This is a genomic window from Alicyclobacillus acidiphilus NBRC 100859, assembly GCF_001544355.1.
Classification (GTDB): Bacteria; Bacillota; Bacilli; order Alicyclobacillales; family Alicyclobacillaceae; genus Alicyclobacillus; species Alicyclobacillus acidiphilus.
In genome coordinates this window covers 1-24,850 of sequence record NZ_BCQI01000042.1, presented here as the reverse complement: position 1 = coordinate 24,850, position 24,850 = coordinate 1, and the positions used below count along the sequence as shown (strand labels likewise).

The following is a 24,850-nucleotide window of genomic DNA, read 5'->3' as shown; positions in this document are numbered from 1 at the left end:
ACAAGTTTCTTATTGACCGTTCGAGATGCCAACGGGAAAGAGACCTTTATGGCACGAAGCGTGAAAAATGCGTCCGAACTAAGACGGGTTTCCACGTTTGAGAACTTGGAGATACAACGTCGATATTGGAGTGCAAAGGGTGTCGATTGGAAGTTGATTACTGACAAGCAAATTCCAAAACAGTTCGCGAAGAACATTGCGTGGGTGCGCGAAACGTTGCTGGACGATGGTATGGATGCCAATCAAAAGGCGGAACAAGCCCGATTGTTGCATGATGATTTGGTAAGACACTCAGATTTGAAACTCAAAGACGTGCTCAGCGCCTTCGACCACAGAGAAGGGGTGTCTCAGGGAACGGGACTGTACCTGTTTAGATATTTAATCGCCAAGAAGTTGATTCGCATCGATATGAATCAGAGTGTCCAGGTGGCAAGGAAGGTCAAGGATATTCTTCAGTGAAGGGTGGGGGACGGCGATGCACATGGTAGTAAATCAGTTGTTTACGGACGGAAAAGGAAGGCTCTTTAGGATTGTTTTCATAAATAAAGTCACATCGATGGTGTATGTCATCACTGTAGACAAGAACCTGTTCCCGCGCCCCATGACGTTTCTGGAGTTTGAGGAATTTGTTGAAAACCAAGAACTGCAGATGGTTGATGACAACATTGTTCGGCTGGACTCCGACAATGATTTGACCGATGTCCAAAGGGCGAAGCGGGACTTCGCATGGGAAGTTGTGCAATTTTTCTTCCAAGTGGTCGAAGGGGAACAGTATGCGTTTGTCCCTCGCTATCGTCAGCAAGCCATAAAGCAGGCATGCGAAACGTTCCACATCAGCTACAACACCGTGAAAACGTACTTGGTTCGATATTGGTCGGGAGGTGGTGTCAAAAACAGTGTTCTACCTCGGTTTGCAAACTGTGGTGCTCCAGGGCAGGAGAAAAAGATCAGCGATAAGAAACGTGGACGACCTCGTATCCGTGACGGGAATCAAGGGGTCAATGTGGATGACAAAATGAAAAAAGCGATTAGGGCTGGGTTGAACAAGCACTATTACAGCCAGAGGCAGAACAACTTACGGGTCGCATACGAGTTAACTCTTAGAGACTATTTTTCAACACGGCAAGTGCGGGACGATGGGACGACGTATCCCGTACTCTTGGAGTCAATACCGTCATACGCTCAATTTCTCTATTGGGCACGGAAGTGGAATGACCCGAAACGTGAGATCATTACACGGCATGGAGCGCGTGCGTATCAACAGAGCAGTCGTACTATTGTTGGACATGCCACAATGGACGCTGACCTGGGATGTGCCGACTTATGGGAAATCGACAGCACAGTTCTGGATGTATGGCTCGTCTCATCTTTGAATTCCAATGTAGTTTGTGGAAGACCGCGTTTGATATTGTGTACCGACGTTTTCAGTCGCCAGATAATGGGGTACTCGCTAACGTATGAATCGCTAAATGCCTATTCTTCGGCGATGTTGGCACTCGCCATGTCAATGACCAGCAAAGTCGCTTTCTGTGCTCAATTCGGAATCAATATCACCGATGAGGACTGGGATTATTGTGTTCCAAATCGCATATTGGCAGATCGCGGAGAGCTAATTGGCACTCACATTGAGAATGCCGTCGAACAACTTGGAATCACCATTCAGAACAGTCCGCCTTACCGCGCAGACCTCAAGGGTGTCATTGAGCAAATGTTTAATCAAATTCACTTGAAGATCAAACCTTTTGCTGACGGGGTAGTTGTAAAGGGGAACCGCCCAAGAGAGCGAGGAGAAGTAGATTATCGGTTACGCGGTAATTTGACATTGGAGTCGATGAACCAAATCATCTTAAAGCTCATTATTTTCCACAATAAACATCACGTTTTAGATGATTACCCTTTGGACGCAGGCATGATTGAAGAAGGGGTCGAGAAAATTCCCATCAAGATTTGGGGACATGGGCTGAAACATAAAAAGGGTCAACTTCGGCGATTGTCACCACAAACAGTGTGGATGGCGTTGTATCCCAGCGATGAGGCTACCGTAGGGAGCAGGGGTATATCGTTTAGAGGGCTTCTCTACGCATCACAATACACACTTAGTCAAGGGTGGTTCCAGAGAGCGCGGGCGAAGGGCAGTTGGAAGGTAAAAGTCAGCTACAATCCGATGGATATGACCCATATTTACATTCGCGATGAGGATGGGCTTGGGGTTCACAAGTTAACGCTATTGGAGCATTTACAGCAGTATCGCATGAAAAGTGAGCAAGAGGTCGAGCAAATCCAGGTACTCGAACGCGAGCGAACCAAGCAAAGCAAAGAGCGGGAGTTGCAAGAGAAAATCAAGCTGTTTGCGGAGATTGATAGTATTGTCCAGGATGCGAGGACAAAGACGGAAGCCGAAAGGGATACCACGATAAGTAAGACGAAACGGCTTTCAGGGATCAAAGAAAACCAACGGAGAGAACGGGAATTGGAGCGGGAGAAGATGCGTACCAATCCGAGGGTGGAAGACGCTTCATCAATTTTCAAATTCGACGATGACGGGGATGATCTGGAGCTATTCAGAACGGTTCAAGAGCGGAACTGGGGTGGCTTAGATGGAGAATAAGGTGTACCTGCCCAATGGTACAGAAGCTCAAATGGCGGGCTATCATGAACCTCAGATAGACGAATTCCGTAATCCGCTGATTCAAGCTTTGCCGCCAATGGTCAGTAAGCCTGAGATCATTGAGAAGATGACTCGCATGCCGCGCTTTAATCCAAGTGAGCGAATGTTACCTGCTGGAATTCGGGTTCATTTGCTTCAACGCTTATTCGATGTGTATACACCACTCCCAATCAATGTCCAAGTGTGGGAGCTTGTACACTCGCTTTTAATCCAGAGCTACGTGTCAAGGAACCCATTTGACGCGACCTATAAGCAATTTGTGTCCAGCACGGGTAAACAGATTATCGAACGGAAATACAACGTGCACACGACCCTTAACTACCGTTCGACTGCTTGCGCTGGCACTCTCATCGGGGTTTCAGGTATGGGGAAGTCGACCACAGTAAATCGCGTTCTCAGCCACATTCCGCAGGTTATCATTCACAATGAGTATGAGCAACAGCGTTTCGATCAGATCCAATTGGTGTGGATGAAATTAGAAACCCCTTACAATTCGAGTGTGAAAGCACTGTGCCTTCAGTATTTTACCAAGTTGGATGAAGTCTTAGGTACGAATAACCTGAAGAAACTGGTCTCCAGGAACCTTTCGGTCGATGCAATGGTGCCCTACATCGCACAGTCCAGCAGGAACGTCGGGCTGGGACTTTTAGTTCTGGACGAATCGCAATTCCTCTCCAAGCGTGGGGGGAGTCAACTCGTTGATTTTCTCGTGTCGCTGATTAACGGCGGACTGAGCATTTTGCTCATAGGTACCCCTTCCTCGTATGCGCTCTTTGAAGGTGAATTTCGTATCGCACGTCGGCTTACAGGTAATAAGGAAATCTTATGGAATGCAATGAAAAACGATGAAACTTTTCGCCTGTTTTTGGAGGGGATCTGGCGTTACCAGTGGTTGAGGAACTATACTCCGCTTTCCGATGAACTGGTTTCGGCAATATTTGAAGAAACACAGGGGATATCGGATTTGGTGATAAAGCTATACCTCTACGCCCAACAGTTCTCTATTGAGCGTAGCTTTGAGGTGATTACTCCTGAAATCATACGAAGGGTTGCCAAGGATCACTTCAGGCTCATGAAACCCATGCTCGATGCGTTGAAGACGGGTAATCCTTATAAAATTGCCAAATTTGATGATCTGAGAATACTGGATGCGAAGGAACGGGCATCATCACCACATCCCGCACCGCCAGTTCAAAAGAGGACGAACGGTGTGAAAAAGGAAACGAAAGCAACGAACCCACCCCCAATTATAGAGAAACCAAAGAGAAACGTTGATTACAGGGATGGAGATTTGAGAAGGTTCTTTCGGGTAGCGAAGCAAGAAAATGTTGCCCCTGAGACTGTTCTGGAGCGTGAGGGATACATTGACGACATGAAAGTGTGGACAGAGGGTGGCAAGCTATGATGAATTTTATCCCGCAAATCTACAGCGACGAATTACTTTATTCCGTCCTCGCGCGATACAAACGCATGTGCGGGATGGTGAGCAGAAGAGCATTTTTGAAAGACGTGTACGGAGAGAGTAAGATGCTTACTTCAATATTCTTCCCGCAGTATCTTGAGAGTCTACGGGAGAATATGCCTCCTTATTCCAAAATTACAGTCAATGAACTGATATGGAATCACACCATGTTCCCGTTCTACACCGCCTTTCTTTCTAAAGAGCGTTCGGACAGTATCCACAGCATGATGGTCGATGGCTGTGGTAAGAGTATCGAGAATATTTTGGGATTCAGCGGCGGGAAGGTGAAGCCATATAGCCGACTTAGGTATTGTTCCATGTGTTATTCGGAGGATATCGAAGAGTATGGAGAGAGTTTTTGGCGGAGACTTTTTCAAGTTCCAGGTGTGCTGTATTGCCCGAAACATGGGGTATCGCTGAAAAGCACAATCGTGCCATCAACAGAGAAGTATGCAGACTATTGGTGCGCTGACAGTGATATGTGTAGTGCTGACGTTGAGGATGATACATATGACGAACAAATTAAGGAACTGAATCTCCAATACATATGGAACGTGATATTTCTGATGAATAGTGCTTACAAGAAGAAGGAACTGTCCGATGTAGTTCATTTTTACATTGACCGATTGCGGGAGAGGAGGCTTGCTTCGGCGAAAGGCTTCATCCGTATCCAGGATTTCGTAGACGAGTTCCTTCGCTTCTATCCTGCTGACTATCTAAACTTGATGCAAAGTAATGTGGATTTGAATCAGCAGGCGAATTGGTTGAGACTATTCGTTCGGAACAACGCAAAGAATCGTAGCCCGCTACGGCACCTTCTGGTTTTGCAGTTCCTTGGAGTCAGCGCAGACGAGTTTTTTCATGAACAATCTGCAACGGGAAAAATTGCGGTACGGGTGAACCATACCCCCTCCTTTGATCTTGAAGAGCGGCGAACTGCATGGTTAAAGATTATCGAAGACAATCCAGGGCTGAACAGAAGTCAACTAAAAGAGATTGGGAAAGGGCTACACACCTGGATATATAAGCACGATAGAGAGTGGTACGACCAGGTAACGCCACGGGTTCGGAAAAGGAAGAAGCGTTCCCCAGTGATTGACTGGGCGAAGAGGGACGAAGAGTGTTTGGCTCTGGCGAAACAAGCAGTTGAATCTATTTTGAATCGGGAAGGAAAACCAATTCGAGTTTTACCCGCAACCATTCGGCAAGAAATTGGTGTAAGGCGATGGTTTGATAATCGGAAGCTTGTGAGAACACGGCAATTTATCCAGCAGGTCACGGAGGACATCAATTCATATCGGATCAGAAAAATCAAATGGGCGATTAGTGAACTTGAAAGTGAGGGGGTGAGCCTGACGGTCTACAAAATCCAGTTGCGGGCAGGATTTGGCGGGGATAACAAAGAAATTGCGAAACTGATTTCCAGAATTGTGGATATCGGGCACTTGTCTCCTTAATTAGCTTTCGTGAACTACATTCCAGATCTAAAATTGGGACGTTAGCACAATGGTTTTCTAACGTTAGTTGTCACTTGTAAGGTTGAGAAGGCGGGGTGAGTGTTGATAGTTATAGGCATACACATTAAATGAGAACAAGGGGTATGAATTTTGATGCTATTTAAAGCGATGGATCTGTTTGTCATGGCGAGGGTGGATGAAATTGGTGTTGGATATCTTATCTGGCAATGGTTGCGGAACGGGAAACCACTTTGGGTTGGAATACTGGGAGCAGTTGTTATGGTTGTGTATGGGGTAGTTGCAACTCGCCAGGAGTTCTCGTTTGGTAAGACTTACGCCGCTTACGGTGGTATCTTTATCGTGATGGCTGTACTTTGGGGCTGGCTTGTCGATAGAAAGATTCCTGATCTGAGCGAATGGATTGGCGCGGGGATTTGCTTGGTTGGGGTATTCGTCATGTTGCTAAAAAGGTGATGTTCGGGCTACGGGAAATCCTGCAGACGGTCTAATCCATTTACTTTAACCTATGGTGCGAGGCTTGGCGGGAGTCAGGTATGCATTGAAATCCTAAGGGTAAAATACCCAAAATGAAATGCGCCTCCTCTGGAATAAGCGTGGCGCATTTGTATTAAGAGGGAACTTAACAACTGCTTTGTCCAACCAGCACAAGCCCTGATCCAGCGTCCGTACTTTGAAAATCTAACGTAACAGCTTGTGTATGCGGAACGACACGGTTTTCGATGGCAACTTTGATGCCATTGACGATTCCGACGATATCATCGTCATGTGGTTCATCGAGTGACAAACCGAGTTTCGGACCACAACAGCCCGCACCAGCAAATATGACTCGTATGCCTTCGGACTGATGTTCTTTTAACAAACCATCGATAAATCTTTTTCCTGCGTCTGTGATCTGCATCATACCGCACTCCCTTCATGTACCCCAATGTTCTCTAAATACCGCTCACACTCCAACGCCGCCATGCACCCTGAACCAGCGGCGGTAATGGCTTGTCGAAACTTGTGATCTTGTACGTCGCCGCAGGCGAAGACACCAGGAATATTGGTTTCGGTTGTCCCAGGTTTCACAACAATGTATCCGAGGTCGTCGGTTTCAATCTGACCGTTCAAAAAGGAGGTATTGGGCTTGTGTCCAATGGCAACAAATATTCCGTCCGTCTCAAGAATCTCTGAAATACCCGTTTCGTTGCGCTGGGCTTTCAGCCCCGTCACGCGATTGGCTTCCGATACGACTTCGACAGGCTTGCAATCTAAGCTCCATCTGATTTTGGGATTGTTGCGTGCACGATCCTGCATGATTTTCGATGCACGCAGTTCGTTGCGGCGGTGGACGATGCGAACTTCTGACGCGAATTTCGTCAAGAAGATTGCCTCTTCCATCGCTGAATCTCCACCACCGACCACAATGATTTTCTTCCCTCTAAAGAAGAACCCATCACATGTAGCGCAAGTGCTGACTCCGTGCCCCACGTTTTCGATCTCACCTGGGATACCAAGCATTTTCGCGGAGGCTCCTGTTGAGATGATCAGGGTCTTAGTTTCCAACTCATCCGTTCCATCGACGTGAAGTTTAAATACATCCCCTAAAAGGTCTACTTTGTTTACCCACCCACGAACAAATTCTGCTCCGAACTTTTCTGCTTGCTTCCGCATGTTTTCCATCAGTTCGGGACCTATAATACCATCTGGGAAGCCAGGGAAGTTCTCGACCTCAGTAGTGAGTGTTAGCTGACCACCTGGTTCATTGCCTTCAATGACGAGTGGGTTCAGGTTTGCCCGCGCAAGATATATCGCGGCAGTCAGTCCTGCAGGTCCAGTTCCAACGACAACGACTTGTCGCATGTTTCTCCACTCCCGTTACTTGCTTTTTGCGGGAACGTCAATTTGAATAAAGCTCGGTTGTGCGGGTGGTGCACAGCAAAGGGCAAGGTTATGGCGAGCGTCTTCTGCACTTTCAAGCTCACTGTCCTCTTTCGTATAGAAGATTTCCCATGCGTTTCCGTCAGGGTCATACACCCACACTTTGTCTTGAACGGCGTAACAACAGGTGGTATTCATTTCGTCGATCAACACTAAATTGTTCTGACGTAGGCGTTCGCCCATCGCCAAAACTTCTTCGGTATTGTTGACTTGAAAACCCAAGTGATTGAGTACACCGTTTTTCTCGAATGGACGAACATTTAAGGAAAAGTGAAGGGCTGGTTCATCAAGTTCAAACTTGGCGTAGTTATCCTTGACCTTGGTTGGTTCTGCGCCAAAAAAGGCACGGTAGAACTTCAAGGATGCTTCCAAATCGGTGCAATTCACGGCAACGTGCATGCGTTTAATGGTCATCGGTTGATTTCCTCCTCCAAGAATTTTGCAATGCGCTCTTTAATGGCATCCCGCACTTCATGAAACTTCGCGGTAATTTCCTCTTCAGACCCCGTTGCTTTCGCAGGGTCTTCAAATCCCCAGTGCAAGCGATTGACGTGTGGTGGAGTGACGGGACATTTGTTGTTGGCATCACCACAAAGGGTGATTACATAGTCGGCTTTGTTCAGAATCTCAGGGTCAATTAAATCGGACGTGTGATGGGAGATGTCCACACCCGCATCCTTCATCGCAGAGACGGCTCTTGGATTGAGACCATGTGTTTCAATTCCTGCACTGTAAACCTCAATCTTATCCCCACCGAGATGTCTTGCCCAACCTTCTGCCATTTGGCTTCGGCATGAGTTGCCCGTGCACAAGAAATAAATGAACGGTTTGTTTGTCATGAGAATTCCCTCCGTTTAGGCTGTTGCCTTTTGAAAATATCTCTGTTGGAACTTGAGTGCGACGTTCACCAGTGCAATCATCACAGGCACTTCCACTAAAGGACCGATGACTGCGGCAAAGGCGGCTCCTGAATTGATGCCAAACACACCTACGGCAACAGCGATGGCAAGTTCAAAGTTGTTGCTTGCCGCTGTGAATGATAGGGTACAAGTCACCGAATAGTCGGCTCCAGCACGTTTACCCATGAAGAACGACACCAGGAACATGACAACAAAGTAGATAAGGAGCGGAATCGCAATTCGAACGACGTCCATTGGTAAGCGAAGAATCAAGTTCCCTTTGAGAGAGAACATAACAATGATGGTAAATAACAGTGCAATGAGTGTAATCGGGCTGATTTTTGGTACGAAGTTCTTCTCGTACCACGAACGCCCCTTTGCTTTGACGAAGATGTAACGGGTAATCGCACCCGATAAGAACGGGATGCCTAAGTAGATGAACACACTCTTTGCTACTTCGGCGATGGTAATGTGAATGACCATGCTGTGAAATCCGAGCCATTGCGGAACGATCGTTACGAAAATGTAGGCATAAACTGAATAAAACAGGACTTGAAAGATGGAGTTAAACGCTACGAGACCCGCCGCGTATTCGGCATTGCCTTTAGAAAGATCGTTCCAGACAATGACCATCGCGATACAACGCGCCAGACCAATCATAATCAGACCAACCATGTATTCTGGATATCCACGAAGGAACACCAGGGCAAGAACGAACATTAAAACAGGTCCGATGACCCAGTTTTGGAGGAGAGAAAGCCCTAAGATTTTACCGTTTCGAAACACCTGACCGATCTCTTCATACCGTACCTTCGCAAGTGGCGGATACATCATCAGAATTAAGCCAATGGCAATGGGAATGGATGTGGTTCCGACTTGCAATTGATTTAGTCCGTTTACGAAATGAGGGGCTACATACCCCAAACCAATCCCGATCACCATCGCCGCAAAAATCCAGATAGTGAGGTAACGGTCGAGAAAAGATAACCGCTTAACCAATTGTTTCACACGCCCCTTATTCACACTGTACGAGCATACCTTTTTGTTCCAGTTGCCGTAGTTCTTCGGACAAATCGGGGAGATTCGCAAGAGACAACCCAATTTCATTCAAACGTTCTCTGTTCAAGGAATAAAACACCCACATGCCTTTTCGCGTCTCCTTAACCAGACCCGAAGTCTTCAAACGACTCATGTGTTTCGATATGGCTGGTTGTGAAATCCCGAACATCGGAACAAGTTCACACACACAGCAGTCACGAGTCTGAAGGAGGGCGACAATCTTTAAACGAGTTGGGTCGCCGAGAGCCTTCAACGCCTCTGCAAGTTGGTCAAATTCCATATAATCACCTCGGTAAACAATATAACCATACGGTTATGTAGTCTGCAAGTGGTATTCCATCTGTTTTCCACTTCATATTCATGGCAAGCGTAATACTCGGCGAGTGACGATTGTGGAATAGCGATAACCTTGAGGATGGTTGAAATGTAGTAAAGGTAATCGGCATGTTATCAGCCCATTGCAAAATGAGTGGTGTTTTCATATCATTAAGTCATGAAATGATGATGTGAGGTGAGAGATGTGAGCGCGACGATTGACACCGCATTATCCGTCAGAGCCAAGTTTTTTCGCGGATTGGCTGACCCTTCACGTTTGGCATTACTTTTGGCACTTCGGCAAGGGGAGAAAACTGTTAGCACGTTGAGCGCGGAAACAGGTCTTTCACAAAGCAATGTATCTAACCACTTGGCTTGTTTGAAGGATTGTGGACTGGTGCTGAATCGCCAAGAGTGGCGACATGTGTACTACCGTATTGCTGATGAAAAGATATTACATTTGTTGAATGTTGCCGATGAAGTGGTGGCGGATAATGCACAGCGTATTGCTGATTGCGTGAATTACTGCTCAAACGATGAATAAAGGGGGCGAGAATTGTGGCTACTGCTCAAGCTGGTTCGCATACGACATCAGTTCGCAAAGGCGTAAATATCGAAATTGTATCGATCATCTGGATGGTGATTGAAGCTGTAGTGGCAATCGGATCAGGGATTGTTGCACATTCAATTGCACTCACTGCCTTTGGTGCTGATAGCATCATTGAACTTGTCGCGGGCGGTGTATTGTTATGGCGCTTGACCATTGAAGCACGCGGGGCGAGTCTTGCACGGGTAAAACGGGCAGAGAAGACATCTTCATGGGTAGTTGGGATTGCCCTCTTATGTCTGGCGGCTTATATCGTTGTGGTGTCGCTGGTTAAGCTATTTACACACCAAGGAGCAGAAACGAGTTTCACAGGCATCGGTTTGGCGATTGCTTCTGGTATTATCATGCCGTATTTGTCACGGACGAAAAAACGCATTGGATCCGAAATTGGTAGTAAGGCACTTCGTTCAGATGGATCATGTAGTATGGTATGTGCTTATATGTCGTGGATTTTATTGGCGGGTGTGATATTAACGGCATTGCTCGGTTGGTGGTGGATTGACGCTATCGCGGCACTGGCACTTGTGTATTATGTCGTCAAAGAAGGTTGGGAAGCAGTACAAGAAGCGCGTGGTAAAGAGGATGCATGTGGTTGTGGATGTTGCCATGATTGAGTGTTGAAAAAGACGAAGGAACTACCAAACGTGATCGTTGTTATGGCACGGCTGTGCGATACATTATTCCATTATGAATACTAACAACCACGGGTATAAACCCGTGGTTTATTACACAATAGGTTAATTTCATCCGCGTTCTACAGGTAGCCCAGTTTTATTCCAATCAACAAATCCACCGTCAATGGCGATTGCTTTAAAGCCATTCTCTCGAAGGTATTGGGCGGCTCGCTCTCCGCGTGAATTCCCGCGATGATGCATGTTGCAATAAGAGACAATCTGCCGTTCTTTTGGAACTTCAGAGAGCCGATTGGGCAAGTCGTCAATCGGTATGTTGACGGCTCCTGGGACATGTCCTTCGTTGTATTCATCTGACGAACGGACATCAATGACTAAAGGTCGATCATCCGAATTAAGCCTTTCCTGCAAATCAACAGGTTTTATGAATTCAGTCATGGTCTATCCTCCAAACAGTGTATGCGTTTGTTAAAGCGTAAACCAAATCCCAGACAGTTTCGCAAGCAAAAATGTAATGACAATACCTGAGATTGGAGCAATAATCCATCCCTTAACGATATTTGAGATCGCCTTCCACTGAATCGTGCCATTTCCTCGCGCTATGCCTGCGCCCATCATAGCACCAACGAGGGCTTGATTCATTGACGTGAAGAAACCGAAAGCGACTGCTAAGAACACTACAACAGCCTGAACCAACTGCGCCGCACTTGCCATCGAAAGGTCTACATGCACAACGTCGAACGCAACTTTTTTCAACAGGGGCTTACCCCACGTAAGAACACCAATCAATAACCCAATCCCACCGATTAAACCAGCAATCCATACATTGAACAGATGCGTCATGATAAAGACTCCCGTTGCGTTAGATACATCGTTAGCTCCCATGACAAACGAAGCTACCGCGCCGACCGTAACAAGAATCATGCTCAGTGTACGAATGACAGCCATTTGCTTGTCACGCTGACTCGGTTGGAACCCTACAATGCGGTCTAATCCATGAGTGAACAGGTAGCCAAGAAAGAAAGCAATGGGTGGTGCGACTACCCAAATAATTGCCAGCTTCAAGATAGTTAGCCAATGGACTTGAATACCTGCACCCAAAGCCATGCCAACCACGCAAAAAACGAGAATTTGAATCGTGGAAGTGGTGATTTTTATCGCTGTATATATGGTGGTTAACACAAAAGCCGCAATGATAATCACCAGTGCTCCAACAACCGTCACTTTAGATGCACTCACAATGTTCAGCCCCACAGTAGATTCGACACGGTGACTTGCGAACACTGCGCCGATAAGTGCCAGAATAGCCATCAAAACCAGGGCTGGCACGAGCTTAATTGAACCCGACCCATAAGGCATACCCATGCATGCACCTGTATAGTGGGCACCGATACTCCACGCAAATGCGAGAACAATTACTACAAGAATAACCGCTTCAACGGACACCACTTATCCCTCCATATGCTCCCTAATCTTTGATCTCTTTGAACAGTTCGTATGCCTTTTTTCTGGCTTCAAAAAGGACTTCTGCTCCAAGCGGTGTCGTGCTGTAGTATTTTCTGATTTTCCCTTCCACAAGCCGATCTTCTCTAAGCAAAAGCCCCTCCTTTTCCATGGTGTGTAACAGGGGGTAGAGCGTACCAGCACTCATGCTATATCCGTGGTGACTAAGCTCTTCCAACATCCACAGTCCGTAAATGGGTTCCATGTTCGCGTGGTGCAAGATGTGAATTTGTATGAACCCCAAGAACAGCTTTCTAAGCACTCGATCCTCGATGATACTCACTCCATTATCGAAATATGATATCGAAGGGCGATATCAATCGTATCATGATTACATCTATTTGTGTCAATCCCATGTTCGGAGTAGCATGCGAAGTCTGTATTTTAAATTAAGATTTGGTGGGTGAGTATGTTTGTGACAAGGGATAATGAACGCCGAATCTAAGCCAACGAAAAATCCCCACCATTTCGATCATTTACTCTATGTATCTAACATATCCCAGTCATCTCCGAGAACCCATCGTAATGCTGACAGCTTTCCGTTTAACATGCCCCATTCGAAGTCAGTCCACGGACCAAGGTTTTCTCTCCCGTATCTTCGTACAACTGCTCTTGCAGATTTTAAGGCACCCTTCCATATCTCTGGATCGACTGTTTCCTGACCCGTTCTTACTCTATATTTCAAACTGAGGTGTCTGTCGTACCATATTTTGTCCAACAGTTCTGTATTAGCACCGCTAATTTCTTCGACGGTTCTACCTTCGCACTCTTCGTCATCGTGTCTCATCATCCGAGCTTCCGTAAACTTATCAAACTTCTCCATCATTGCAAGAAAGGTTTTGTCACGTTCCGCAAAATACGCGAGTTGCTCTTCTGGCGTGATTTCGATATCTAAGAATTCCAACCGAACTCCATAGTTAGACGGGGTATTCAGGATATTTACAATACGCTCCAAATGGTGGACTTCAATCCTGTAGTCCAAGTGGAGCGTCATGAGTTCCTTGCGTTCAGATACGCTTAACTCTTGGTTGGTTACAAACACAAAAGCGTCAGCTTGATTCTTTATTACACCGTCGAAATCTGCTTGAAACTTCGTTTTGATGGCGTTAAAGGATTGCTGTCCTCTGGGAAAATAAACTGCTCCAACCCATTTGAATCCCTCTTTCAAGCAAAGGAAGTCCTTACCTCCGTCTCTGCCCCCTAAAGGGTGTGACGGATCAATCGAACTGAATCCCTCAGATTGAAGTATGCGACCTGACAGCCTCTCTGCCGACTTTTGCCCTTTGACCCATTCCTTGAGTCTATTCTACGTCTCGTCGCCATCTGTTCTTCTTCTATAATTGATTGCCATTCCGAACACCGCCGCTCGTTAGTTTTAGACATTTTCGACGTGTTCGATGTAATTTCCTGTAAAAAAACTGTCGAGTCGGACTAAGACCAGTCCAATTCGGAGCAAGCCGCGTGTTATGATTGTCCTATTGGGTTAAAAAGAGGTGATCACCATGAGCAGAATTGTTCAATGCAGAGATTGTGGGGAAATTCTAAACACCGAAGACGTACATGCGGATTTTTCGGCGTGTACCTATTGTGGTTCTACGAACATCGATTATAGACTATCGTTTACCGAAACTCTGTCACTACACGATCAAGTAGAGGGTAAGGTGAAGGTCAAAGGTAGAAAAAAACCCATACGAGAATTTATCAGTGGGGATGAGTTGTTTAAAGTCAAGAAGAAATGGGTTTTCAAGCATAGAATCATCGACCGAGAAAATGATCGTTATTTTGAAAAGGTAGTTGACAAAGAAACTGATGAAGTCATTCACGAATGTGATGAACCCTTATCGGAACATTTCGGTCACGGTTCTGCCAAGTTCAAGAAAGAATAGGAATTCATGTGCGTTGGGGGATAAGTCACCGTGAGACGCATTCCCGACCCGCGCATCAACCCTTATCTGTGTAGTGGAGTGAATTAAACTCCGTTTAGGCGGAAAGGGGATTTAGTTTTCAGTTCCTTGACCCTAACCCCTGTACCCAGTCTTACTATGTAGGTAAATAAAATTCTCTCGCAAACTCGAATAATCATCTGATCCAGCCCAAATAAACACCTGATACAAGCGGGAAAACGGCGTGAGGCAAAACGGAGAAATCCTTATCCCACAAGCCCTTTTCCCGTCTTTTATGCCCGAACTTTATTATCCCAAGAATAAAGTTTTGACAGGAAAAAGAAGGGTAAAGGCGAGAAAAAAGGGAACTGCTTGCGAGACTTTATTATCACTGTTCACAATTGAGGACGGTAGAATGCGGGATGGAGGCGGGAAAAATGTCAGAGGATTTTTTGATGGGAACAGGATGATACAGGGTGAGAAATCGTTGGTATATCAGTGTGTTTCGGATGTAACAGTGATTTTACATTGATTGAAACAGATGTTTATCTGGTGCGTTGATGTGAATTTGATGTGAAAGATTAATTGAAGGTGTGATATTAAGGGGGGCGGTGGCACACGACGGAATGAGAACGAGAGCTTGTTGAGCTATGCTCCACATGATGACCGTTCGAACGTCTCATCCTGTAAGGACGAAATATCGTCCTTCCCGACAGGCAGCCTGGAGCTGCCTTTTTTGATGCCCGGCGCTCGGTACTCCCTACCCCCGTCAGATTATCGAGGGGTACCCCCATTTTTTCGTGTGCTACCACGCTGAAAAATTTCCGTCATTTTGGAAAGTCACTTAGGAATCACATTAATTTCCACATAGATACTGTCTGCAAATGAGGCATTCAAGAAGAAGCGGGCGAGCTTATAGGTCTGTGCGGAACTGTCGCAACTCTTCTTCGGATAAATCAATGGCTTTTATACCTTTCTGTTTGCAATATTCGTCTAGGGCTCGGATGTTGTAATGCGGGTTCTCGTCCTCCGGGAGTGACGGCCACACATATATGCCGCTGTACAATTCACCAAAGAGATCGTCGAAGTCTGCTGTCTCAGCCCATTCAGCGTCTATGCGAAAATAGTCGCGGACATCATGCGGTAGGTCTCTAACGGATAATTCTTTTTGGCAGCAGAACAAATAGACATCAACATAGCGGTACAGCCCATCGTTCAAGATTGCTTCGACTTCACGCACGCCACGGGTGAAATTCTCATTGTGATTCTCACCGTATTCGTAATCACCTTTGGCAGAAAAGTCGTGTATCCGTACATCGGCAATGTCGTGTTCCGCGAGTTCCCGTAGAGACCCTTCAATGCTGTCTTCCGTGGTTTCGACGATTTCCACCAGATAGGTTGGAACATTTTGTCCTGACCAGCGCCGAGGGCTTGCGATGAGATAGTTTCCGATATCGAGCCAGATCCATACTCGGAGTCCTTGGCAAAGGTCAAGCATCTTCAACTTTGGCATATCTGATCCAGGATTCATTTCTTACCCCCTGTGGACATTCAAGTCAGCGTTTTGCCTTCACTGTCGATTTCGTGGTGAACAATGATTCAAACTTTTCGGCTGCCGCTTGATCTGCTGAACGAGCATGCCCGTATACGTTCATCGTGGTCGTGATGGAGCCGTGTCCCAGGCGTTCTGAAATGACTTTGGCGTGAACGCCCTGGTTGATCAGTAGCGTAGCCGATGTATGCCGCAAATCGTGGAATCGAGTATGTATTTTACATCTTTTCCGACGTTGTAGTTTTGGTGTATGCTTGTTTATATTCACCGAAAAGGTGCTCCTTCCTGGCTTGAGATTTGTTCTCGTCAAACTCATCTTAGCCTGATATGGAGCGCCTTTTCAATTATTTTCGAGCTTCAAAACCGTCGAAATCCGGGTTTATATTTCACCGTTGAGGAGCCGTAAGTATGAACAATTTCCAAGATAAAGTGAACTTCATATGGACAATTGCCGAGATTCTACGAGGACCGTACAAGAAAGAGGATTACGGCAAGGTCGTCTTGCCGATGGCAGTATTAAGACGCTTCGATTGTGTATTAGCCGAGACGAAGGACGAAGTTCTGGCTCAATATGAAAAGTACAAACATTTGCCGCAAGAGTCACGGGATGAAATCTTGAACCGAATTGCCAAGCAAAACTTTAGTAACGTGAGCAAATACGACTTTGAGAAGCTCTTGGCTGATTCTGACAACATCGCCGACAACCTTCGCGACTACATAAACGGGTTTTCGAAAGTGGCACGCGATATCATAGAATACTTCGACTTTGACAAGCAAATCGAGAAGATGGATCGGAACAACCTACTGTATCTTGTGGTCAAGCGTTTCGGTGAGATTGATTTACATCCGAATATTGTAAGTAACGTCGAGATGGGCTACATCTTCGAGGAACTGATCCGTCGATTCTCGGAACATGGGGAAGCGGGCGATCACTACACGCCGCGAGAAGTCATTCGCCTCATGGTCAGTCTACTGCTCAACGAAGACACGGAGGACTTGATTAAACCAGGGATTACTCAAACCCTATATGATTGCTGTGCTGGTACGGGCGGGATGGGTTCTGTTGCCCAAGAGTATCTCAAGGAACTGAACAAGACCGCGAGCTTTGAATTCTTCGGACAGGAGTTTAATGAGGAGTCTTACGCGATTTGTAAAGCCGACATCTTGATCAAAGGGGAACAAGCAAAGAACATCGCGTTCGGAAATACCCTGACGAACGATGCATTTCCAAACATGAAGTTTGATTACATGATCACAAATCCGCCGTATGGCGTTGAGTGGAAACCAGCCGAAAAAGCAGTTAAGGATGAACACGAACAAAAGGGGTTCAATGGGCGATTCGGTGCGGGACTGCCTCGGATTAGTGACGGTCAACTTCTCTTCTTGCAACACTTGGTATCCAAGATGAAGCCTGTCACGCCAGAGAATCCAAAGGGGAGTCGCATCGCCATCATCATGAACGGAAGCCCCTTGTTTACTGGGGATGCGGGAAGCGGAGAAAGTGAAATTCGTCGATATCTCATTGAGAACGATCTCGTTGAGGGAATCGTGGCATTACCAGACCAACTATTTTATAATACAGGGATTTCGACGTACATTTGGATTTTGACGAACAACAAAGATCCGCTACGAAAGGGCAAGATTCAGCTTGTTAATGCGGTTTCGTTCTACCAAAAGATGAAAAAGAGCCTCGGCAACAAACGGAATGAGCTTTCGAACGAACACATCGAAGAAATTGTGCGGATCTATGGCAGTCTCAAGCCAGGAGAACACTGCAAAATCTTTGACAACGAAGACTTTGGATACAGGAAAGTCACTGTAGAACGTCCCCTCCGTTTGAACTTCCTGATAAGTGAAGAGCGGATGAAGAGGCTTTGGGAGCAGAATGCATTTATCAACCTCGCAACGTCCAAAAAGAAAGGGCAAGCGGGTCTGGATGAGATTGAGGCGGGAAAGAAATTGCAACAGCAAATCATAGAAGCTCTGCAGTCATTGAACGATCACACAGTATACAAAAATAGGGAGACGTTTATAAGGGAGCTTAAAAAGGCGTTTAAGGAGTATAACCTAACGATTCCAACACCGCTATTGAAAGCGATCTTGTCCGCTCTTAGTGAAAGGGATGAGACGGCGGATATCTGCACGGACAGTAAAGGAAATCCTGAGCCAGATCCCGACTTGAGGGATACAGAAAATGTCCCGCTCAAAGAGGATATTCATGATTATTTTGAGCGAGAAGTGAAGCCGCATGTGCCCGATGCGTGGATTGACGAGAGCAAAACAAAAGTCGGTTATGAGATTCCGTTCACAAGGCATTTTTACAAGTATACTCCGCTTCGTAGTTCGAAAGAGATTTTGAGTGAAATCAAGGAATTGGAGACAAGCATACTTGCCAAGTTGGAGAAGGTGTTGGGATGATGGCACAGTACAGGAGATACGAACGGTATAAAGATAGCGGTGTGGAGTGGATTGGGGAAATACCTCTGGGATGGGATTTGGAAAAGATCAAATATGTAACACGATGTAATATTCAAACACTGGGTGAAGGTACGGATGACGATTTTTGTTTCCAATATATCGATATAAGCTCTGTTACATCCGATGGTCAAATAAACTTAGGAGATGAAATGGCATTCGAAGACGCTCCTTCACGAGCAAGACGAGTTGTTAGAGAAAACGATACAATTGTTTCGACGGTTAGAACATATCTGAAAGCAGTAGCTTTCATTCCTGAACATACAAATAACTGGATTGCATCTACTGGTTTTGCTGTTATTACACCGCAAAGGATTTATCCCAAATTTCTGTATTACGTATTGAGAAACGAAGGTTTTATCTCTGAAGTGAGCGCGAATTCGTTTGGTGTCAGTTATCCAGCGATTACGTCAGAACAGTTAATTAGGCTTAAAATTGCTTATCCAGTTCAGATCAACGAACAAGTCGAAATCGCAAATTTCCTCGACCAGAAAACAGCCGAAATCGATTCCCTCATCGCCGACAAAGAAAAGTTGATTGCCCTGTTGGAAGAACAGCGGCAGGCGATAATCACTGAAACGATGACAAGGGGATTGAATCCTGATGTTAGGCTTAAGGCTTCTGGTGTGGAGTGGATTCGAGAAATACCACAACACTGGAAGACTAAAAAACTAAAATATGTCACACATCAGATTATTGATGGTACACATAGCACTCCCGATTATCAATATGACGGAATTCCATTTTTGCGTGTTACAGACATTACAGGGGCGAGAGATAGAGAAATCGACTTAGAAAACGTGAAGTTTATTTCAGAAGAAGAGCACAAACAACTTATCAGAAGGTGTCACCCCCAAAAGGGAGACTTACTGGTTTCGAAAAATGGGACAATTGGTATACCAAAGGTAGTTGATTGGGATTTTGAGTTTAGTATTTTTGTGAGCCTATGTCTACTGAAGCTCAATAGAAAAGTAATCACTCCCGATTTTGGGCGATATTTTTTTGAAAGTAGTTTGGTGGATGAACAAATCGCATATGGGGGTAAAAAGAGTACGATCACAAACCTACACTTGGATAAGATTAAGGAGTTCGTAGTATTCTTGCCGCCCATTGATGAGCAACAAGAGATTGTAGAGTATCTAAGGGGGAAAATGGAAGAGTTCAATGACATACTACAATCTGTTAATAGGCAGATTGAATTACTTAAGGAATTCCGACAATCGTTAATCTTCGAAGCGGTAACTGGAAAAATTGACGTTAGGGAAGTCAAGTTGGAAGACATAGCAACTGCATAAACGGGTGAAGCAGGAGTGATATTATGGCAATCGACCATACCGAAAAAGGGCTTGAGACCAATATAGAAGATTGGCTTGTTCAGTCAGGATATAGGAGCAGGCGTATTGAGGGACACGCATTAGAAGTTTTCAAAAAATATGCCCTTGACGTGGAGGTTCTCTTTGAGTTCCTGGAGAGCACCCAGTCAAAATCCCTGGAACGACTCCGTAGGGTGTACAAGGATCAGACCAAAGAGAAGATTCTGGAGCGGCTCAATAAGGAACTGGGCAGTCGAGGTATGATCGATTGCCTCCGCCATGGCATCAAGGATTACGGCGTGACGCTGAAACTCGCCTATAACCAGCCTGTCAGCTATATGAATCGAACACTTGCAGAACTGTATGAGAAGAACATTTTCACAATCAGTCGTCAAGTGTACTACAGTGCCCAGAACAACGACAGCATTGATATGCTGATATCGTTGAATGGGCTTCCGATTGCCGTTCTGGAATTGAAGAACCCTCTGACCAATCAAACGGTGGACGATGCCAAACGGCAATACATGCGGGATCGTGACCCGAAGGAACTGTTGTTCCAGTTTAAAAAACGCGCTATCGTGTTCTTTGCTGTAGATCCCGATGAAGTTTATATGACAACGAAATTGGAGAAGGAAAACACGTTCTTTCTCCCGTTTAACAAGGGGAACAACGGGGGCAAAGGAAACCCGCCTATTGCCAATGACTACAAGACGGCATATCTGTGGAAAGAAGTCCTCCAGAAGCACAGTTTAATCGATATTTTGTTTCGCTTCGTATTCGTGCAACAAGAGGATATTTTGGACAGTACAGGGGAAGTCATCGACAAGAAGGAAACGGTCATCTTTCCACGGTACCATCAGTTGGATGTTGTAAGGAAGATTGAGGCGGATGTCAAGCTGTTTGGCGTTGGGACAAACTATCTTGTCCAACATTCGGCAGGGAGTGGCAAAACGAACAGTATCTCTTGGCTTGCTCACCGACTCGCGAAGCTTCATGACCGTGACGATAACGCAATTTTCAACAGCGTCATTGTGATTACGGATCGCAGGGTGTTGGATAAGCAGTTGCAAGATGCAGTGTATCAGTTGGAACACAGGGCTGGGATGGTCGCCAAGATTGATAGGGACTCCAATCAACTGGCACATGAATTGGTGAACAATACCCGCATTATCATTACAACATTGCAAAAGTTCCCGTTCATCATGGAAAAGGTCGGGGAATTTCCGCGGGGTAAGTATGCCATCATCATTGACGAGGCACACAGTTCGCAGGGCGGGAAATCGGCGACCGCAATGACTAACATCCTATCGAATAAGACGTTGGAGGAAGCTCTGGAAGCGGATCGAATTGCCGAAGAGAACATGGAGGACATTGACGAGAAAATCGTTGAGACTATTGTGAAGAGCGGCAAGCAGGACAATATCTCTTTCTTCGCCTTTACCGCCACACCTAAGGCAAAGACGCTGGAGAAGTTCGGGCGGATGGGTGATGATGGGAAGCCCCATGCTTTTCATGTTTATTCCATGCGGCAAGCCATTGAGGAAGGCTTTATCCTGGATGTGCTGGCAAACTACACGACCTACAAAACGTATTACAAGGTCGCCAAAATGATCGAAGATGACCCCGAAGTGTCCAGTAAACAGGCATCCAAAGAGATCGCGAAGTATGTTTCCCTGCATCCTCATAACATCGCTCAGAAGACCGAGATCATGATTGAGCATTTCAGACGTGTGACCAGACATAAGATTGGCGGACGTGCCAAGGCGATGGTTGTCACGGCGAGTCGATTGCATGCGGTCAAGTATAAGCAAGCATTCGATAAGTACATCGAGAGCAAAGGGTACAGCGACATGAAGGCTGTCGTTGCCTTCTCTGGGACTGTTGAGGATTCGGGTGTGCCCTATACGGAACCACTGATGAATGGGTTCGGTGAGAAGGAGCTACCTGAAAAATTCCACTCGGATGAGTATAAGGTGTTGCTCGTTGCTGAGAAGTATCAGACGGGATTCGATGAACCGCTTCTTCACACGATGTTTGTAGACAAGAAGCTGGATGGCATTAAGGCAGTCCAAACACTTTCCAGACTGAATCGCACCTGCAAAGGGAAAAACGACACGTTTGTCCTCGATTTTGTCAATGATGCTGAGGACATTCAGAAGGCGTTCCAACCTTACTATGAGGTGACAGGACTTTCGGACACGACAAACCCGAACATCCTGTACGATTTACAGCGGGAACTGGATGCTTATCAAGTCTACACGGTTGGTGAAGTGATAGAAGTCTCAAAGTTGGAGTTCAGCGGAAAGAAGAAAACAACGAAAACGCAGGAGAAACTGAACGCCATCCTTGATATGGCGGTCGAACGATACAAGAAGGAATTGCCGAAGGAACGCCAGGAAGACTTCAAGAGCACGGGCATGAAGTTTATTCGGACTTATTCGTTTGTCTTGCAGATTGCCCCTTTCATTGACGTGGAGCTACACAAATTGTACGTGTACCTCAACTATCTGCTCAAAAAGTTGCCGAAGAATCAGTCTGAAGTTGTCTACCTGGCAGATGAGATTGCACTTGAATACTATCGGAATACGATGGTGTTTGAGGGGAGCATTTCGCTTGAAGTTCAGGGTGGAGCTGAACTGAATCCGACATCACATGGTGGAGGGGGCGGCAAGGAAGAGCCGAAGGATAGACTCTCAGCCATCATCAATCGTCTCAATGAACGGTTCGGTACGGATTTTACTGAAACAGACCGCCTGTCTTACGAACAAATCAAAGAGGATATTATCAACAACGACGACCTGGCTCAGAAGGCAAGGAGCAATACCAAGGAGAACTTTAAGTTCAGCTACGAGAAGGCATTTCTGGACATCGTGATCGACAGAATGGGTCAGAACGAGAAATTTTTCATGAAAATCCTCGAAGATAGTGACTTTAAGACTGCCGTGATGGACTATATGTTTGAGGAAGTGTACAAGGGTCTCAGTAATAGGACGGAGAAAGGTCCCTCCCATCCTGGGTTCTTGTCCAACGAACAAGAGGACGAACACAGTGACCCACCAGAAGCTTAGGAAGTAGCTGTATTCAACTTTAGACATGGACTGGACAACCTATCCGTCAGTAATTGGACATTTTCCGCATCAATAGGACAGGACAGACGGCAATGGAAACGTCCATAGCTTTGCTTAATCAAACACCACCGTCTGATCCAAAATCTTCTCTGGTGGACGCGGATGGTGAGGAATGGGATTTGGAACAAGTCGGAATGAGAAAGTTTTGAGGTCATCGGGTAGTCTCGGGCTGACCATGTATACCAAGGAAGATTGGTTGGTGTGCCCCAGGGAACGATGAAATTGGATCTGCCGTCCATCGTTCGGCTCCACGTCTAAGATAAGCTGTATGTTCAACTCCGCCGTTTCCGCATCCTCATCCGTGTAAATCTCCGCGTATACAAGGCTGAAATCCGTATATTGCTCCATTCGAGTGATCTGATAGGTGATTCCGTCCGACTGTACCTTCTTCATCACGGGAACAATGCCAGACAAGTTCTGTGGTGATACGGGTAGTCGTGGGGGACGGCGCGGATTGTTCATCGCGGCGAACACCGATGCAATGATGTGCCGATCAACATGGTATTCCTCACACCATCGATCAAACTGTTCTTTTGTTGGATAACCGTTGGTACCTTGGCTGATCCGAAGCCGTTCCGCAATGAGCTTCGCCAGTTGCTCGTCAATCGGTTTTAGGCGATGGTCGTAGGGAACTCGCATCATGAGGCACATCCTCCTCTGTTCCGTCAAATCGTAGGTTTGATTATAATTGTAGCAAAATGTGGAACGGGTTGGAGGCGCAGGGACAAGTATTACTGGATGGATCACAAAACGGGCAACTCTGCATGCCGTTCAAAACAAAACGGTAAGCCAAACCTGCGAATCAACCATGTTATTAACATCTCTAATGCATTTGCGTTGCTCAATCCAACCTATACCCCTGTCTTTTCCGATATACTAACGTTGACCCTATCAACTTCGACGCAGGTGAAACACATGCTAACCCTCAATAACACACGTAATCTCGCTGGTATCGAAATATTAGGCGATTTCCAGGATCTCGACACCCTTTACATGTCCCTGCTCATGATTATCGGGGACGAAGGCGAATATGGCGACTACGAAGGTGCCCGTTTAAGGGTGTTGGGAGTATGTTATGACATCCGACATGCGTTTCAAGGAGATCGGGAATTTGAGTTTGTCCGAAATGGCATGGACGAGGACAGAATGCGGATGTTGGAGATGATTACCCCTGAGAAAAATCTGTACTATAGATGCCAGGTTTATTTCCCCGAAGCCCTTTTCGTCACCATTGCCCTGAACGATTTTATTCGCCTTTATGCGAAAAAACAGGCAAAGTCAGCCACTTTTCCTTTGCTGGACAAGAAAAATCTGTGGGATACGCACATTGCGACCACTCGATTGTTTCAGTCCTTGGTGATGAGTTGTGTGAAGGAAGTAGTGACGGAGCCTTCATTCAAGCGAATCCTGAACCTGATGCACAAGGATTATACATGGGTGGATGGGTATGCGACCCAATACCTGGATATGTTGAACATCCGATATCTGAACATCGGGGATAAGGATGAAAGGGCGAAGGCTCTTTCGACGACCGTCAAAAGAATGGTGGAGAAGGGCAAGGAGTACCGTCAAATCGAAGAGGAAGTTAGAGCGATGGCAAGAGAGCACAATTGCTCGGTGGAGGATATCAGCTTGGTGGAGGACTATCCAGAGTACGTGGAGTGGTAGGCGCAAGGCAGGGGTGAGTTTGGAAGGATAGCAGGGCGAAAAATACCCATTGCCGACGGGAAGGGATGAGTAGACGTGTATCAGGTACTTACAGACCAGGATATTGAGAAGCTTGCTTCCATGAAGTCGATAGTAAGCGCAATCGAACGCACCTTTGCGGAACGGGCAAATGGAACGCTTGTCGTATTGAACCCCGTTCTGTCAAGACAGATGTGCATAATTTTTTGAGATAACGCCATTCTATTCCGATAATTATCAGGTCTACGCGGCCTCTTTGGATTCCTTCCA

The 24,850-nt window shown here is 46.1% G+C and carries 25 protein-coding genes; 12 read left to right on the top strand and 13 right to left on the bottom strand.

Translation table 11 applies throughout. The annotated features are described in order from the left end of the window. From AAC01S_RS13455 to AAC01S_RS13435, 5 genes are all read left to right on the top strand, one after another. On the top strand, nucleotides 1-459 hold a 459-nt coding region (locus AAC01S_RS13455), incomplete at its 5' end, for a TnsA endonuclease C-terminal domain-containing protein (protein WP_174520853.1). 16 nt (nucleotides 460-475) lie between these two features. Next, a complete protein-coding gene (locus tag AAC01S_RS13450) occupies nucleotides 476-2,608 on the top strand; it encodes a TnsB C-terminal domain-containing protein (protein WP_067623276.1) in 2,133 nt (710 codons plus the stop codon). Then, complete coding sequence (locus AAC01S_RS13445) at nucleotides 2,598-4,073, top strand: ATP-binding protein (protein ID WP_067623273.1); 1,476 nt, start codon at nucleotides 2,598-2,600, stop codon at nucleotides 4,071-4,073. The genes AAC01S_RS13450 and AAC01S_RS13445 overlap by 11 nt, the downstream gene beginning before the upstream one ends. Beyond that, nucleotides 4,070-5,587 carry a TnsD family Tn7-like transposition protein gene (locus AAC01S_RS13440; protein WP_067623269.1) on the top strand — a complete coding sequence of 506 codons (1,518 nt, stop codon included), beginning with the start codon at nucleotides 4,070-4,072 and terminating at the stop codon, nucleotides 5,585-5,587. The genes AAC01S_RS13445 and AAC01S_RS13440 overlap by 4 nt, the downstream gene beginning before the upstream one ends. 153 nt (nucleotides 5,588-5,740) lie before the next feature. Beyond that, a complete protein-coding gene (locus AAC01S_RS13435; protein ID WP_067623265.1) occupies nucleotides 5,741-6,061 on the top strand; it encodes a YnfA family protein in 321 nt (106 codons plus the stop codon). A 166-nt stretch (nucleotides 6,062-6,227) separates the two neighbouring features. On the opposite strand, the gene AAC01S_RS13430 is transcribed toward AAC01S_RS13435, so the two are convergent. Genes AAC01S_RS13430 through AAC01S_RS13405 form a run of 6 tightly spaced genes read right to left on the bottom strand, consistent with a single transcriptional unit; the run spans nucleotide 6,228 to nucleotide 9,766 of the window. Next, entirely contained in the window at nucleotides 6,228-6,506 is a 279-nt protein-coding gene (locus tag AAC01S_RS13430; RefSeq protein WP_058095821.1) for a hypothetical protein, read from the bottom strand. Continuing rightward, nucleotides 6,506-7,450: a thioredoxin-disulfide reductase gene (gene trxB / locus AAC01S_RS13425; RefSeq protein ID WP_067623262.1), complete on the bottom strand. Its 945-nt coding sequence runs from the start codon at nucleotides 7,448-7,450 to the stop codon at nucleotides 6,506-6,508. The genes AAC01S_RS13430 and trxB overlap by 1 nt, the downstream gene beginning before the upstream one ends. A gap of 15 nt (nucleotides 7,451-7,465) precedes the next feature. After that, a complete protein-coding gene (locus AAC01S_RS13420) occupies nucleotides 7,466-7,942 on the bottom strand; it encodes an ArsI/CadI family heavy metal resistance metalloenzyme (RefSeq protein ID WP_067623259.1) in 477 nt (158 codons plus the stop codon). Beyond that, nucleotides 7,939-8,367: an arsenate reductase (thioredoxin) gene (arsC, locus tag AAC01S_RS13415; protein WP_067623257.1), complete on the bottom strand. Its 429-nt coding sequence runs from the start codon at nucleotides 8,365-8,367 to the stop codon at nucleotides 7,939-7,941. The genes AAC01S_RS13420 and arsC overlap by 4 nt, the downstream gene beginning before the upstream one ends. A 15-nt stretch (nucleotides 8,368-8,382) precedes the next feature. Then, nucleotides 8,383-9,426, bottom strand: coding sequence for an ACR3 family arsenite efflux transporter (gene arsB, locus AAC01S_RS13410; RefSeq protein ID WP_281178134.1), 1,044 nt, complete (start codon nucleotides 9,424-9,426; stop codon nucleotides 8,383-8,385). Between the two features lie 16 nt (nucleotides 9,427-9,442). After that, complete coding sequence (locus AAC01S_RS13405) at nucleotides 9,443-9,766, bottom strand: ArsR/SmtB family transcription factor (protein ID WP_067623251.1); 324 nt, start codon at nucleotides 9,764-9,766, stop codon at nucleotides 9,443-9,445. A gap of 240 nt (nucleotides 9,767-10,006) precedes the next feature. On the opposite strand from AAC01S_RS13405, the gene AAC01S_RS18880 reads away from it, so the two are divergent. Together AAC01S_RS18880 and AAC01S_RS13400 are read left to right on the top strand one after the other, a co-directional pair. Then, the gene (locus tag AAC01S_RS18880; RefSeq protein WP_083511786.1) at nucleotides 10,007-10,345 is read left to right on the top strand and encodes an ArsR/SmtB family transcription factor; all 339 of its coding nucleotides are present in this window, start codon (nucleotides 10,007-10,009) and stop codon (nucleotides 10,343-10,345) included. A 14-nt stretch (nucleotides 10,346-10,359) separates the two neighbouring features. Further along, nucleotides 10,360-11,022 (top strand): cation diffusion facilitator family transporter, encoded by a 663-nt coding sequence (locus tag AAC01S_RS13400; protein WP_067623249.1) that lies wholly within the window; start codon nucleotides 10,360-10,362, stop codon nucleotides 11,020-11,022. Between the two features lie 129 nt (nucleotides 11,023-11,151). Here AAC01S_RS13400 and AAC01S_RS13395 read toward each other — a convergent pair whose 3' ends face one another. From AAC01S_RS13395 to AAC01S_RS13380, 4 genes are all read right to left on the bottom strand, one after another. Continuing rightward, nucleotides 11,152-11,478: a rhodanese-like domain-containing protein gene (locus tag AAC01S_RS13395; protein WP_067623247.1), complete on the bottom strand. Its 327-nt coding sequence runs from the start codon at nucleotides 11,476-11,478 to the stop codon at nucleotides 11,152-11,154. 30 nt (nucleotides 11,479-11,508) lie between these two features. Continuing rightward, entirely contained in the window at nucleotides 11,509-12,486 is a 978-nt protein-coding gene (locus tag AAC01S_RS13390; RefSeq protein ID WP_067623244.1) for an inorganic phosphate transporter, read from the bottom strand. Between the two features lie 22 nt (nucleotides 12,487-12,508). Next, the gene (locus AAC01S_RS13385) at nucleotides 12,509-12,817 is read right to left on the bottom strand and encodes a PadR family transcriptional regulator (protein ID WP_067623289.1); all 309 of its coding nucleotides are present in this window, start codon (nucleotides 12,815-12,817) and stop codon (nucleotides 12,509-12,511) included. A gap of 207 nt (nucleotides 12,818-13,024) precedes the next feature. Next, on the bottom strand, nucleotides 13,025-13,711 hold the full coding sequence (locus AAC01S_RS13380) for a hypothetical protein (protein WP_067623241.1): 687 nt from the start codon (nucleotides 13,709-13,711) through the stop codon (nucleotides 13,025-13,027). 334 nt (nucleotides 13,712-14,045) lie between these two features. On the opposite strand from AAC01S_RS13380, the gene AAC01S_RS13375 reads away from it, so the two are divergent. After that, nucleotides 14,046-14,429 carry a hypothetical protein gene (locus AAC01S_RS13375; protein ID WP_067623238.1) on the top strand — a complete coding sequence of 128 codons (384 nt, stop codon included), beginning with the start codon at nucleotides 14,046-14,048 and terminating at the stop codon, nucleotides 14,427-14,429. 910 nt (nucleotides 14,430-15,339) lie between these two features. On the opposite strand, the gene AAC01S_RS13370 is transcribed toward AAC01S_RS13375, so the two are convergent. Continuing rightward, nucleotides 15,340-15,957 carry a hypothetical protein gene (locus AAC01S_RS13370; protein ID WP_067623236.1) on the bottom strand — a complete coding sequence of 206 codons (618 nt, stop codon included), beginning with the start codon at nucleotides 15,955-15,957 and terminating at the stop codon, nucleotides 15,340-15,342. 25 nt (nucleotides 15,958-15,982) lie between these two features. After that, nucleotides 15,983-16,294: a tyrosine-type recombinase/integrase gene (locus AAC01S_RS13365; protein WP_281178133.1), complete on the bottom strand. Its 312-nt coding sequence runs from the start codon at nucleotides 16,292-16,294 to the stop codon at nucleotides 15,983-15,985. Nucleotides 16,295-16,386: 92 nt separating this feature from the next. On the opposite strand from AAC01S_RS13365, the gene AAC01S_RS13360 reads away from it, so the two are divergent. From AAC01S_RS13360 to AAC01S_RS13350, 3 genes are read left to right on the top strand one after another with little or no spacing between them, the layout of a single operon-like run. Further along, nucleotides 16,387-18,396 (top strand): type I restriction-modification system subunit M, encoded by a 2,010-nt coding sequence (locus tag AAC01S_RS13360; RefSeq protein WP_067623234.1) that lies wholly within the window; start codon nucleotides 16,387-16,389, stop codon nucleotides 18,394-18,396. After that, the gene (locus AAC01S_RS13355) at nucleotides 18,393-19,748 is read left to right on the top strand and encodes a restriction endonuclease subunit S (protein ID WP_067623231.1); all 1,356 of its coding nucleotides are present in this window, start codon (nucleotides 18,393-18,395) and stop codon (nucleotides 19,746-19,748) included. Before AAC01S_RS13360 ends, AAC01S_RS13355 begins: the two co-directional genes overlap by 4 nt. A 23-nt stretch (nucleotides 19,749-19,771) precedes the next feature. Next, nucleotides 19,772-22,834: a type I restriction endonuclease subunit R gene (locus AAC01S_RS13350; protein ID WP_083511785.1), complete on the top strand. Its 3,063-nt coding sequence runs from the start codon at nucleotides 19,772-19,774 to the stop codon at nucleotides 22,832-22,834. Nucleotides 22,835-22,948: 114 nt separating this feature from the next. On the opposite strand, the gene AAC01S_RS13345 is transcribed toward AAC01S_RS13350, so the two are convergent. Continuing rightward, nucleotides 22,949-23,536, bottom strand: coding sequence for a chorismate mutase (locus tag AAC01S_RS13345; RefSeq protein WP_067623227.1), 588 nt, complete (start codon nucleotides 23,534-23,536; stop codon nucleotides 22,949-22,951). Between the two features lie 96 nt (nucleotides 23,537-23,632). Here AAC01S_RS13345 and AAC01S_RS13340 point away from each other — a divergent pair, with 96 nt between their 5' ends. Further along, nucleotides 23,633-24,562 carry a DUF6904 family protein gene (locus AAC01S_RS13340; protein ID WP_217997837.1) on the top strand — a complete coding sequence of 310 codons (930 nt, stop codon included), beginning with the start codon at nucleotides 23,633-23,635 and terminating at the stop codon, nucleotides 24,560-24,562. Nucleotides 24,563-24,850: the final 288 nt, after the last annotated feature.